Origin of the sequence: Enterobacter cloacae complex sp. IR5401 (genome assembly GCF_049238425.1) — a bacterium.
Classification (GTDB): Bacteria; Pseudomonadota; Gammaproteobacteria; order Enterobacterales; family Enterobacteriaceae; genus Enterobacter; species Enterobacter hormaechei_C.
Window position 1 is genome coordinate 181,830 of the sequence record NZ_JBMKHN010000004.1, and the last position, 13,026, is coordinate 194,855.

Annotated in this window: 13 protein-coding genes; 11 read left to right on the forward strand and 2 right to left on the reverse strand. The window is 56.1% G+C overall.

Annotated elements, in window-relative coordinates:
* The first annotated feature begins 18 nt into the window (after positions 1-18).
* Positions 19-831 (forward strand): PhzF family phenazine biosynthesis protein, encoded by an 813-nt coding sequence (locus ACOTX1_RS08320; RefSeq protein WP_032634172.1) that lies wholly within the window; start codon positions 19-21, stop codon positions 829-831.
* On the opposite strand, the gene ptrR is transcribed toward ACOTX1_RS08320, so the two are convergent.
* A complete protein-coding gene (gene ptrR, locus ACOTX1_RS08325) occupies positions 828-1,706 on the reverse strand; it encodes a putrescine utilization regulator PtrR (RefSeq protein ID WP_017382364.1) in 879 nt (292 codons plus the stop codon). The genes ACOTX1_RS08320 and ptrR overlap by 4 nt on opposite strands.
* 99 nt (positions 1,707-1,805) lie before the next feature.
* Here ptrR and sad point away from each other — a divergent pair, with 99 nt between their 5' ends.
* The 8 genes from sad (at position 1,806) to ACOTX1_RS08365 (ending at position 10,573) form a co-directional block, all read left to right on the forward strand.
* On the forward strand, positions 1,806-3,188 hold the full coding sequence (sad, locus tag ACOTX1_RS08330; RefSeq protein WP_023314149.1) for a succinate-semialdehyde dehydrogenase: 1,383 nt from the start codon (positions 1,806-1,808) through the stop codon (positions 3,186-3,188).
* A gap of 126 nt (positions 3,189-3,314) precedes the next feature.
* Positions 3,315-4,904 (forward strand): methyl-accepting chemotaxis protein, encoded by a 1,590-nt coding sequence (locus ACOTX1_RS08335; RefSeq protein ID WP_032667481.1) that lies wholly within the window; start codon positions 3,315-3,317, stop codon positions 4,902-4,904.
* Between the two features lie 62 nt (positions 4,905-4,966).
* Entirely contained in the window at positions 4,967-5,893 is a 927-nt protein-coding gene (gene glsB / locus ACOTX1_RS08340; RefSeq protein WP_003857165.1) for a glutaminase B, read from the forward strand.
* Positions 5,893-6,255, forward strand: coding sequence for a DUF4186 domain-containing protein (locus tag ACOTX1_RS08345; protein WP_003857163.1), 363 nt, complete (start codon positions 5,893-5,895; stop codon positions 6,253-6,255). Before glsB ends, ACOTX1_RS08345 begins: the two co-directional genes overlap by 1 nt.
* Before the next feature lie 58 nt (positions 6,256-6,313).
* A complete protein-coding gene (locus ACOTX1_RS08350) occupies positions 6,314-7,279 on the forward strand; it encodes a sensor domain-containing diguanylate cyclase (RefSeq protein WP_023314152.1) in 966 nt (321 codons plus the stop codon).
* Between the two features lie 82 nt (positions 7,280-7,361).
* Positions 7,362-7,889, forward strand: a complete 528-nt coding sequence (locus ACOTX1_RS08355) for a GNAT family N-acetyltransferase (RefSeq protein WP_023314153.1) — start codon at positions 7,362-7,364, stop codon at positions 7,887-7,889.
* Positions 7,890-8,005: 116 nt separating this feature from the next.
* Complete coding sequence (locus ACOTX1_RS08360) at positions 8,006-9,457, forward strand: tagaturonate reductase (RefSeq protein WP_023314154.1); 1,452 nt, start codon at positions 8,006-8,008, stop codon at positions 9,455-9,457.
* Positions 9,458-9,658: 201 nt separating this feature from the next.
* Positions 9,659-10,573: a bestrophin family protein gene (locus ACOTX1_RS08365; protein ID WP_003857155.1), complete on the forward strand. Its 915-nt coding sequence runs from the start codon at positions 9,659-9,661 to the stop codon at positions 10,571-10,573.
* Here the strand turns inward: ACOTX1_RS08365 and ACOTX1_RS08370 are convergent.
* Positions 10,561-11,109, reverse strand: a complete 549-nt coding sequence (locus ACOTX1_RS08370) for a GNAT family N-acetyltransferase (protein ID WP_023314155.1) — start codon at positions 11,107-11,109, stop codon at positions 10,561-10,563. The two genes, ACOTX1_RS08365 and ACOTX1_RS08370, sit on opposite strands and share 13 nt — an antisense overlap.
* Before the next feature lie 303 nt (positions 11,110-11,412).
* Between ACOTX1_RS08370 and ACOTX1_RS08375 the strand changes: the two genes are divergently transcribed.
* Positions 11,413-11,853 (forward strand): GNAT family N-acetyltransferase, encoded by a 441-nt coding sequence (locus ACOTX1_RS08375; protein ID WP_023314156.1) that lies wholly within the window; start codon positions 11,413-11,415, stop codon positions 11,851-11,853.
* Between the two features lie 145 nt (positions 11,854-11,998).
* Positions 11,999-12,994, forward strand: a complete 996-nt coding sequence (locus tag ACOTX1_RS08380; protein WP_003857149.1) for an alpha/beta fold hydrolase — start codon at positions 11,999-12,001, stop codon at positions 12,992-12,994.
* The last annotated feature ends 32 nt before the right edge of the window (positions 12,995-13,026 follow it).

Sequence of the window (13,026 nt, forward strand, 5' to 3'; positions counted from 1 at the left end):
ATCTAAGAGGAACAAATGATGCAGGAAATTGATTTTTATCTGGTAGATGCCTTCAGCGACAGGGCGTTCGGCGGCAATGCGGCGGCGGTGTGTCCGCTGGAAGCGTGGCTATCGGATGAGACGCTGCTGAAGATGGCGAAGCAGCATAATCAGTCAGAGACGGCGTTTTTTGTCCGAACGGATAACGGGTTTGAGCTGCGCTGGTTTACCACGCAGGATGAAATTAACCTCTGCGGCCACGCAACCCTCGCGGCTTCTCACGTTATTTTTGAATACCTGGATTATCCGCATACGGAAATCACCTTCACCACGCGCTTTGTCGGCGAACTGACGGTACAACGCAGCGGCGACTGGCTGACGCTTAATTTCCCGGCGTGGTCAACCGAGGTTGTCGATACTCCACCCCCAGTGCTGTTCAGCGCGCTGGGCATTAACGCGGCAAACGAGGTGCGTGTAGGGCGTGACTACATAGTGGTGCTCGACAGCCAGCGGCAGGTGGAGGCGCTGACGCCGGATATCACTGCCATGCTCCCGCTGGGGAAAATGGTCTGCGTTACAGCGCCGGGAGATGAGTATGATTTCGTCAGCCGCTTCTTCTGTCCGGGGGAAGGGGTGCCGGAGGATCCGGTGACGGGATCAGCGCACAGCATGCTGATCCCGTACTGGAGTGAAAAGCTCGGAAAAACGCAGATGTCGGCCCGCCAGGTCTCCTTGCGCGGCGGGGATCTGCGCTGCGAGCTGAAAGGCGACCGCGTGCTGATTGGAGGGCAGGCCACGCTGTATATGAAGGGAAAAATTTTCCTTCGACTCCAGGACTACGTTCAACTTTAACAACTGGGCGCAGGTGGCTGACGCTCGTTCAGCAGCGCGATAAATGCCTCCAGCTGGCGGGTCATCGCCCCGCGTCGCCACACCAGCCAGGTGGTGAGCCAGCGCCAGTTTTCCGCCAGCGGCCACGCCGCCACCTGATGATGCCCCGGCATGCTCTCCAGCATGGAGCGGGGCATCAGCGCAATGCCTGCCCCGGCAATCACACAGGCGAGCATCCCGTGGTAGGACTCCATCTCATGGATCCTTCCCGGCGTTACGCGGTCGGCATGGAACCAGCTCTCCAGATGACGCCGGTAAGAACAGTTGGCGCGAAAGGCATACACGTCGCTGCCGCTCACCTGCGTGGCTTTTGACACTTCCGCGTGGCCCGCAGGGGTGACCAGCATCATCTCTTCCCGGTAAACCGGCATCCCTTCCAGTTCCGGGTGCGAGAGCGGCCCGTCGACAAAGGCGGCGCTAAGCGTCCCTTCAAGCACGCCGTCAATCATCGTACCGGAAGGCCCGGTGGATAACGCAAACTGAATGCGCGGATAGCGCTGGTTAAACCGCGCCAGACTTTCCGGAATGCGTACGGCGGCGGTACTTTCCAGCGCGCCGAGCGAGAATAATCCCTGCGGTTCATCCCCGGCGACGACCATTCGCGCTTCGTCGACCAGCGCCAGGATCTGTTTGCTGTAGCGCAAAAAATTGTGCCCGGCGGGGGAAAGCCGCAGGCGCTGATTCTCGCGAATAAACAGCTCCACGCCGAGATCCGCTTCTAGCTGTCGGATGCGGGTGGTGAGGTTTGAGGGCACCCGGTGTACCTTCTGCGCCGCCTGGGTAATGCTGCCGGTCAGTGCGACGGCGTTAAACATCTCAAGCTGAGTTAAGTCCATACCGTTCTCGATTCGTGAATAAGGTGGTGAGTATTATTCATTTTTAAGAAATAGCAGAGTAGGCCACAATCAATCAACTGTTATTACGTGGAGAACATCATGACCTATTCATCTGCTACCCATGCCCACTCTGTCAACCCGGCTACCGGCGAAACGCTGGCTGCTTACCCGTGGGCAACGTCCCGTGACGTTGAGCGTGCCATTGCACAGGCGGATACTGGTTTTCGTCAATGGCGACGCGAAAGCGTGGCGCACCGGGCGCAAAAACTTCGCGATCTGGGTGCGGCACTGCGTAGCCGTGCGGAAGAGATGGCGCAGACTATCTCCCGGGAGATGGGCAAGCCCATTGTGCAGGCGCGTGCGGAGGTGGCTAAGTCCGCCAGCCTTTGCGACTGGTACGCTGAACACGGCCCGTCGATGCTGCACCCGGAATCAACCCAGGTCGAAAATGCGGTGATTGAGTACCGTCCGCTGGGACCTATTCTTGCGGTGATGCCGTGGAACTTCCCGCTCTGGCAGGTGCTGCGCGGTGCGGTGCCGATCCTGCTGGCAGGGAACAGCTATCTGCTTAAACATGCGCCTAATGTGCTCGGCTCGGCGGAGCTGATCGGGAAGGTATTCGCGGATGCCGGTTTCCCGGAGGGGGTCTTTGGCTGGGTGAACGCGACGAATGACGGCGTCAGCCAGGCGATTAACGATCGGCGTATCGCGGCGGTGACCGTAACCGGCAGCGTTCGGGCTGGTGCGGCAATTGGCGCGCAGGCGGGCGCGGCGCTGAAGAAATGCGTGCTGGAGCTGGGCGGTTCCGATCCGTTTATCGTTCTGAACGATGCGGATCTTGATCTGGCCGTCAACGCGGCGGTGGCCGGACGTTATCAGAATACCGGACAGGTTTGTGCGGCGGCAAAACGCTTTATTGTGGAAGCGGGCGTAGCGGACGCCTTTACCCAACGCTTTGTTGACGCGGTCAAGGCGCTGAAGATGGGCGCACCGGATGAGGAAGATAACTATATTGGCCCGATGGCGCGATTTGATCTTCGCGATGAACTACATCAGCAGGTGCAGGCTACGCTGGCGGAAGGGGCGACCCTGCTGCTCGGCGGAGAGAAGCTTGCCGGGAGCGGTAACTATTATGCGCCAACCGTACTCGGCGGCGTCACCCCACAGATGACGGCCTTCCGTCAGGAGCTGTTTGGCCCGGTGGCCGCGATTACCGTCGCCAATGATGCGGCGCACGCGTTGCAGCTGGCTAACGACAGCGATTTTGGCTTATCGGCGACGGTCTTTACCGCGAACGATGCGCTGGCTGAAACCTTCTCTCGCGAGCTGGAGTGCGGCGGAGTCTTTATCAACGGCTATAGCGCAAGCGATGCGCGCGTTGCCTTTGGCGGAGTGAAGAAGAGCGGCTTCGGGCGAGAGCTATCTCATTTCGGTCTGCATGAGTTCTGTAATGTGCAGACGGTGTGGAAGGATCGCGTCTAGTCTTGTTGCCGGGTAAGGCCAGGCCGCTACCCGGCAGTTCACGTTTCCTGTCATTTTTGCGTAATGGTTCTGTCATTTTCGTTTCGTAGACTCGCCGCGTCTAACGTATTGTTACAGAAGAAAATTATGAACCTAACGCAAATTTTTCGCCGTCTTGCGCCGCGCTTTATTCCTCGTCAGTTTAGCCTGCTGACCGGCATCTTTTGTATTATTGGCCTTTTCTCCGCCCTGCAACTCTCTTCCTCCTTCCTGCTGACCGCCTCCCTGAATCAAGCCCAGCGTAACGAACAGCGCAATCAGCTGGCCTGGCAGCAACAGAGCAGGCTGGATCAGGCCCGTATTTCGCTGCTTGCGGCGAGCGATCTGCTCAACCGCTCCGGCGTGTACTTTATGCAGGATAAAGAGACCGGTTCGGAAGGGAGCTGGCATAGCCTGATGGACGAGGCGCAAAAATCCCTGGCGACGTCTCAACAGGCATGGCAAGCATGGCTCGCGCTTAATCCTCCGCAGGACGAGGGGCTTGTTAACAGCTATCAGCTATTCTTCGGTGCCATTAGCGAGCAGGCGGAAGGGCTGGTGAAAACCAACAGCATCGACCTCTTTTTTGCCGTACCCGCCCAGGCCTTTCAGACCGATTTTAATGACAACTTTGCACGCTATCAGCAACGGAGTGAGAAGCAGGCGATACAGGGGCGTCAGTCGCTCATGGAACAACTCTCAGGCCTGCAACGGCTGTTCCTGTTTGCGCCGCTGGTGCTGCTGGCCATTGCCATAGCCGTCTGGTTTGGAATGGCGAAGTGGGTGATATCCCCGCTACGCCGTCTGATTATCCATATTAACCAGCTTGCGGCAGGGGATTTATCAGGCACGCCGCCTGACGTTGTGCGCTTTAACCGTGAAATCAGCCAGCTCTGCGGCAGTATTACCGCCATGCAGCTTGGGCTACAGCAGCTGGTGACTCAGGTCAGCGAGGCCACTACCGCCATGGTTGAAAATATTGGGTCACTTGCGCAGGGGAATCAGAAGCTTTATCAGCAGTCTACGCGACAAGCCAAAGAGCTGGAGGAAGTGACCGCGCATATCGCCGATCTCGAAACCCACGTTGAGGGGAACACAGGTTATGCAAAACTCGCCCGCTCGCGCGCGGATGAAGCCCGACAGGCTGCCGTAGGCGGGGAGCAAATGATGACGGCGGTGAATGGCTCGATGCAGACGATCGTCGACCGATCCTCAGAGATGCGCGGGATCGTCGCGATGATCGACAGCGTGGCGTTTCAGACCAACATTCTCGCCCTCAATGCTGCCATTGAAGCCGCCCATGCAGGAGAGCAGGGGCGCGGATTTGCGGTGGTCGCCCGGGAAGTGGGGTTGCTGGCCAGAAAAAGCAGTCACTCTACGCAAACCATCCAGGCGCTGATTAACCACTCGCTTCAGGGCATTGAGGAAGGATCTCAGGTGGTAAACCGTCTGGAAGAGAATTTGCAACAGGTCACCGGGCTGGTGGCGAATCTGAGCAGCCTGCTGAATGATATTTCCTTGGCCACCCTGAATCAGGGGGATAGCATCCATCAGATGACCCGTCAGCTTCAGGCGCTGAATCAGGTATCACGTCAGACTGATGTGCTGGTTAGCGAAGCGTCAAATGCCTCTGAGCGCCTGCATCAACAGTCCGATCTTTTGTTGCAGGCCGTCTCGCGTTTTCGTCTCCCTGCCTGACGTGACGTATAAGCCTCTGTTATACTCGCAGCCCGTTTTAGCCTGAGGGCAAGGAGCAAAGTGTGGCTGCGGTCATCCATAATGAGATGCTGGACGAGATTCTGGCGCAGGTTCGTCCGTTACTGGGGCAGGGTAAGGTTGCCGATTACATTCCCGCGCTGGCCTCGATCAGCGGTAATAAGCTCGGCATCGCCATTTGTACTGTCGACGGGCAGCGTTTTCAGGCGGGAGACGCGCTGGAGCGATTTTCCATTCAGTCGATCTCAAAAGTGCTTAGCCTCGTTGCCGCCATGCGCCAGTATGACGAGCAGGAGATCTGGCAGCGGGTGGGCAAAGATCCGTCCGGTCAGCCGTTTAACTCCCTTCTTCAGCTGGAAATCGAACAGGGTAAGCCGCGTAACCCATTTATTAACGCCGGGGCGCTGGTGGTGTGCGATATGCTGCAAAGCCGGCTGAGCGCGCCGCGCCAGCGGATGCTCCAGATTGTGCGGCAGCTTTCCGGCGTGCAGGACATCGCCTACGATCCGGTGGTAGCGCGCTCTGAGTTTGAACACTCTGCACGTAACGCCGCCATCGCCTGGCTGATGAAGTCCTTCGGCAACTTTCATAATGACGTTGCCACGGTGCTGCAAAACTATTTTCATTACTGCGCGCTGAAGATGAACTGCGTTGAACTGGCGCAGACTTTTCTGTTTCTGGCGCATCAGGGCCATGCCCCTCATCTGGGCGAGGACGTTGTCTCCCCGATGCAGGCCCGGCAGATCAACGCCTTAATGGCAACCAGCGGAATGTATCAGAATGCCGGGGAGTTTGCCTGGCGCGTGGGGCTGCCGGCTAAATCCGGCGTTGGCGGTGGGGTCGTGGCGATTGTCCCCCACGAGATGGCGATTGCCGTCTGGAGCCCGGAACTGGACGAGACCGGAAATTCACTGGCGGGCGTAGCGGCGCTGGAACAGCTGACCAAACGTCTTGGACGGTCCGTATACTGATGTCCACGTTAGATCCTCTGTTCGCGCGCCTGGCTCGCTCCACGTTTCGTTCACGATTTCATTTAGGGACGAAAGAGCGGCAATACTGCTGGGATAAGGGCGCAGAGACTATCGATAAGCATGCCGCCGATTTTGTCGCCGCGCGGCTGGCGCCTGCACACCCGGTGAATGACGGTAAGCAGACGCCGATGCGCGGCCATCCGGTTTTTATCGCCCAGCATGCCACGGCAACCTGCTGTCGGGGCTGTCTGGCTAAGTGGCACGCTATTCCGCAGGGCGTGCCGCTGAGTGCGCAGCAACAACAGTATATCGTCAACGTAATCCATCATTGGCTGGTCATAGAGGTAAATCGTGCCTCCTGAACTGACAATGTCTCTGTTTAAGCTACGCTTTTACTAATGCTCAGCGTCAGGAGACGTTATGAAGGCACCTCAAATTCCCGTTAATGAAGCGGAGCGCATGAATGCGCTGTGCGAATCCGGTCTGCTTGAGATCGATAATTATCCCGCGTTTGATCGTCTTACGCGGCTGGCAACACGCTTTTTCAGGGTGCCGCTGGCGATGATTACGCTGGTGGATGACCACGCCGCGATCGTGAAATCTGCTGACGGCCGGGCACTCGCCAGCCAGCCTCGCGACCTCTCGTTTTGCGGTCATACGATCCTGGGTGACGCGCCGCTGGTGGTGAGTGACACGCTGCTGGACGAACGCTTCGCGGATAATCCGCAGGTGGCGGGAGATCCGGGCGTGCGCTTTTATGCCGGTTTCCCGCTGCGTTTACGCGACGGGGCGTGCGTAGGATCGTTGTGTCTCATTGATTACGCGCCGCGGGAGTTTACCGCGGCGGATGCCGCCGTACTGGCCGATCTCAGCGCGCTGGCGGAGGATGAATTTGCAGCCGTTAGCGCCGCCACGACCGATGAACTCACGGGATTGTTTAACCGTCGCGGGTTTAACCAGTTTGCGCAGTTTGCACTGTCGGTTTCGCAGCGTCGGGCAGAACCGTTAACCCTTGGCTGGCTGGATCTGGACCATTTCAAAACCATTAACGATCGCTTCGGACATCAGGAGGGTGACAAAGCTCTGAAAGCGATGGCCGCCCTGATGCGTTCCTCGTTCCGCGAGGCCGATCTACTGGTACGTTTCGGGGGAGATGAGTTCGCGGTGCTGTTTGCGGATACCGATGAGCCTGGCGCCTGGATCGCCATGCAGTATCTCGTCGAACAAACGGAAAAGTATAACGCGCGTCAGCTACATCCCTGGTCGTTACAGTTCTCCTGGGGGCTGAGCGAGTTCGATCATCACCGCAACGATATTCAGGCATGGTTAAAACACGCGGATGCGCAAATGTACGCCATGAAGCGGCAACACCACGGCGAAAAATGACATAACGAAATCCTATGTCATCGCTTATTGCGTTACAAAAATGTTAATAGCAAAGTGGAGAGATTCAACCTAAGGACGCGCAATGAACTCTCCCATGCTGATTAAACCTCTCTCCCGACAGGACATCCTCACCCACATTGATGCCCTGAACGATATTCTCGTCAACTGTGTCAACGGCGGCGCCTCCGTCAGCTTTATGCTGCCTTTTTCTGCCGGGAAAGCCCGAACCTTCTGGCTCGGCGTCGCAGACAGCGTCGGGCGCGACGAGCGTACCGTCCTGGGCTGTTTTGATGCGGAGCAGGGGCTGGTTGGCACGGTCCAGCTGATCACCGATCAGCCTGAAAACCAGCCGCACCGTGCAGATGTCGCGAAACTGCTGGTTCATGGGAAGGCGCGCCGTAAAGGGGCGGCAATGGCGCTGATGGAATCCCTGGAGGCGGTTGCGCGTGAAAAAGCGCTTACGGTGCTGGTGCTTGATACCTCGACCGGCAGCGGCGCGGAGACGTTTTATCAGAGAGCGGGCTGGCAAAAGGCGGGGGAGATCCCACGCTACGCCCTGATGCCGAACGGGGACATGACGGCGACCTCGATGTTCTATAAATTTCTTTGATATTTTTCACCATCGCGTCCTGAGTTGATCCAGACAGGGGTTCTGGTCCTGAAGTTTTGATAAGTTATCACACCAATCTTATCAGGCTGTATGACTAATCATAAAGGACCTCCATTGTGAACACTCTCAACCGTCGTGATTTCCCCGGTGCGTGCTACCCTGAACGTATCATCCAGTTTGGCGAAGGTAACTTCCTGCGCGCGTTCGTTGACTGGCAAATCGACCTCTTAAACGAGCATACCGATCTCAATGCCGGTGTGGTGATTGTGCGGCCGATCCAGAGCGATTTTCCGCCGTCGCTGAGCACCCAGGATGGTCTGTATACCACGATTATTCGTGGTCTGAATGAGCAGGGAGAAGCGGTAAGCGATGCGCGTCTTATTCGTTCCGTAAATCGTGAAATCAGCGTCTACAGCCAGTACGATGAATTTCTGGCGCTCGCCCATAACCCGGACATGCGGTTTGTCTTCTCCAATACCACGGAGGCGGGCATCAGCTATCACGCGGGGGATAAGTTTGACGATGCGCCAGCTGTCAGCTATCCGGCCAAACTGACGCGTCTGCTGTTCGAGCGCTTTACCCACTTTAACGGGGCAGCGGATAAAGGCTGCATTATCATTCCTTGCGAACTCATCGACTACAACGGCGATGCCCTGCGTGAACTGGTGCTGCGCTATGCACAGGAGTGGGCGCTGCCGGCGGCATTCATTGCGTGGCTGAATGATGCTAACACTTTCTGTTCGACGCTGGTTGACCGCATTGTTACCGGCTATCCACGTGATGAGGTGGCAGAGCTGGAAGCTGGTCTGGGCTATCAAGACAGCTTCCTCGACACGGCAGAACATTTCTATCTTTTTGTTATTCAGGGGCCAAAATCACTTGCAGCAGAACTGCGCCTGGATAAATACTCGCTTAACATCCTGATTGTTGACGATATTAAACCGTATAAAGAGCGTAAGGTGGCGATCCTCAACGGCGCGCACACGGCGCTGGTTCCGGTCGCTTTTCAGGCCGGCCTGGATACGGTTGGGGAAGCCATGAACGACGCGGAAATTTGCGCGTTCGTAGAGAAGGCTATTTATGAGGAGATTATTCCGGTCCTGGATCTGCCGCGCGACGAGCTGCACTCCTTCGCCAGTGCCGTAACGGGGCGTTTCCGTAATCCGTACATTAAGCATCAGCTGCTGTCGATTGCACTGAACGGGATGACCAAGTACCGCACCCGCATTCTGCCGCAACTGCTGGCAGGGCAGAAGGCGACCGGCAAACTGCCAGCACGTCTGACCTTTGCTCTGGCGGCGCTGATTGCATTTTACCGTGCCGAGCGCAACGGTGAGCGCTATCCGGTGCAGGACGATGCGCACTGGCTTGAACGTTACCAGCAGCTGTGGACGCAACATCACGACAAACAGGTCACTACCCGTGAACTGGTATCGTCGGTGTTAAGCGTGAGCGAGCACTGGGAACAGGATCTCACTCTGGTGAACGGACTGGTAGAACAGGTTGCGCTGGATCTGGATGCAATTTTAAGCAAAGGCATGCGCGATGCGGTAAAACCGCTCTGCTAATCATAATGCCCGGCGTTGGCCGGGTTTTTTAAAGACCCTATTTAGTTACAACATACTATCCGTTCTTTTTTTAGAAAGCACTTGCGGCACCGTGCGGTTCAGGCTTAACCGGTCAGAAAATGCAATGAGCTATTAACATGCTTGCAACCGTGAGGGGGATCACGTTTAATAGCCGCGCTCTTTACTTTTCTGAAGCTGATTATGATTGTTCGTCCTCAACAGCACTGGCTGCAACTGATTTTTGTCTGGCATGGTTCGGTACTTCCCAAAATTTATACCCGACTGCTGCTTAACTTCCTGCTTTCCATCGCCGTGATTGTCATGCTGCCGTGGTACACCTCGCTGGGTATCCGGTTTACCGTCGCGCCGTTCAGCATTCTGGGTGTGGCTATCGCCATCTTCCTGGGGTTTCGCAATAACGCCTGTTATTCGCGCTACGTTGAGGCGCGTCTGCTTTGGGGGCAGTTGATGATAGCGGCGCGCTCGCTGTTTCGCGAGGTAAAAAACACCTTGCCGGATGATAAACATCTTGGAGAGTTTGTCCGCCTGCAAATCGCGTTTGCTAACTGTCTGCGAATGACTCTACGCAGAGAAACCAATGCCGATCAGCTGTCCCGCTATCTGGCTCCAGACGATTTACGTAAAGTGATGGACGCCAACTCGCCGGCGAACCGTATCCTGCTGATCATGGGGGAGTGGCTGGCCGTGCGGCGGCGTAGCGGGCACCTTTCAGACATTCTGTTTCACAGCCTCAACAACCGCCTGAATGATATGTCCATCGTGCTGGCTGGCTGTGAGCGTATCGCCAATACGCCAGTCCCGTTTGCCTATACGCTGATCCTGCACCGGACGGTGTATCTGTTCTGCATCATGCTGCCGTTTGCGCTGGTCGTTGACCTGCATTACATGACGCCCTTTGTCTCTGCACTGATTTCCTACACCTTTATCTCGCTGGACACGCTGGCGGAAGAGCTGGAAGATCCGTTTGGGACGGAAGATAACGATCTGCCGCTGGACGCCATCTGCAACATGATGGAGCGCGATCTGTTGCAGATGAACGATGAAGAGAACATACCTGAAAGACTGATGCCGGATAAGCATTATCAGCTGACCTGACGGGCATTCCACTCGTCGCGGGTGATTTCCCACAGCTCCGAATCCAGCAGACCGCTGACATAGGCTTTCTTCTCCGTCCTGATGAGCCGCATGCCGCTGCTGTCTGAAATACATCGGGAGCGGCTGTTTGCAGCCGCTTTCGGCGCGCGCAACACCGGTTTATTGAGCGTATTGAACCAGTAATCCGTGGCCGCAATACTCGCCTCGCGCATATATCCCTGGCCCTGAAATTCCGGCGCGAGCCAGAAGCCCCGATTGTTGTCCTCCACGTCATACAGGCAAATCAACCCCATCAGTTCGTCAGGCGCTTCGCGACGGCGAATCGTCCAGAACCACGCAATCCCTTTGGCCATATCGGGCAGTGCAACGTTGTTGACATAATTTTCTGCACCGTTTTCCGGGTAGGGCCAGGGGACTGAAGCCACCATATAGCGGACAATCTCCCAGCGCGGATAGTGTTGCTGGATCTGGACGGCATCTTCTGCAATCAGGGGGCGTAATATCAGGCGCTCGGTGGTAAGCGTGGGTATGGTCATCCGCTGATCTCCATAATTAAGCGTTATGCTTTTGTTTGGGTTCTGGTATTTTCATCAATATCACATTCTATTTGGTCGTGCTTTTGTTATTCAGGTTTATCCATAAAAGGGGTTATATGATGCTGAGAAAAGCCAGGCCCGAAGAAGCCGAAACACTCTGGCACGTCCGTAACGAAGCGATTCGCCATGGCTGCAAAATCTAGTGGGTTTTGCCATGCTGGGTGAAAATACGCATTACTCGCGTATGGCCGACGCGCATTTACGCTGTATTGAAATGGCAATTGATTTGTAAGGTCAGAACAGATGACGCTAACCGTACGTCCTTTATGCACAGAAGATTACCCACAATGGCGACCGCTGTGGGATGGCTATACCCATTTTTATGAGTGCTACCTTGACGAGTCCGTTACCGCGGCCACCTGGGACAGGGCGCTCACAGATTCATCACCCCTGTTTTGCCGGGTCGTGGAGAAAGACGGCAGCGTCATCGGCTTCGCCATGTGCGTCCTGCATGAAGGGACCTGGTCAACCGCGCCCGTTTGCTATCTGGAAGATCTGTTTGTTGACGCTGCCGAACGTGGCGCAGGGGCGGGTAAAGCGCTTATCGACGCCCTGATCGATGAAGGCAAGCGGGAAGGGTGGTCAAAACTCTACTGGGTAACCCGCATGAACAATCCGGCGCGTAAGCTGTATGATCACTATGGTGAAGCCGACGATTACGTCCGGTACCGAATCTCGCTTTAGTCGTTTAATACCTGGGTTTGTATCACACTGTATCTGCCTCTGTGATACATACACAGGTATGCAATAAAACCGCATCCGCACACATCTCCTGTACAAACGCATGGTGTTATATCTCCGTCAACTGAACTTACCCGGAGATAACATCATGTTTAATAAACTCGCATACTCAGCCGTCGCCCTGACCGTATCACTTGGCACCGTGATGTCCTGCCAGGCAGAAGCGACGGGTAAGGATTACGCGTCGGCCTTTAACCAGGTTAAACAGATTAACGCTGGCGATTTGAACGTCGGTTACGTCGATATCGGGCCAAAAGAGGGGCAACCGGTGATCCTGCTGCATGGCTGGCCGTACGACATTCACAGTTATGCAGAAGTGGCCCCCGCGCTGGCCGCGAAGGGGTATCGTGTCATTGTGCCGTCCCTGCGCGGGTACGGCACCACACGCTTTATTTCTGATAAAACGCCGCGAAACGGCCAGCCTTCGGCAATGGCAAAAGACATCGTCAACCTGATGGACGCCCTGAATATCAAACAGGCGGTGTTTGCCGGTTATGACTGGGGGGCGCGTACGGCAGATATCGTTGCAGCGCTCTGGCCGGAACGGGTGAAATCGCTGGTCTCGGTAAGTGGCTACCTGATCAGCAGCCAGGCGATTGGCAAACAGCCTTTACCGCCGAAGGCAGAGGTTCAGTGGTGGTATCAGTTCTATTTCGCCACGCCGCGCGGGGCGGAGGGCTATGCTAAAAATACGCACGATTTTGCCCGGTTGATCTGGTCCCAGGCTTCGCCTGACTGGAAATTCAGCGATGCCACCTTCAATGCCAGCGCCAAATCCCTCGATAACCCGGACCACGTTGCCGTCACGCTCAGTAATTACCGCTGGCGTCTGGGGCTGGAGAAGGGTGAGCAGAAATATGACGCCTACGAACAAAAGCTAGCTACGCTGCCGAATATTACGGTGCCGACCATCACCATCGAGGGTGGTAACAACGGAGCACCACATCCTGCACCCGCAGCCTATGCGGGGAAATTCACCGGAAAATATGAGCACCGTACTTTCGGCGCAACGGTTGGCCACAACCCGCCGCAGGAAGATCCGCAGGACTTTGTTAAAGCCGTTGTCGACGCGGATAAGCTCTGATATGTGCTATTTTCAATCCGTTACCTCTTAAT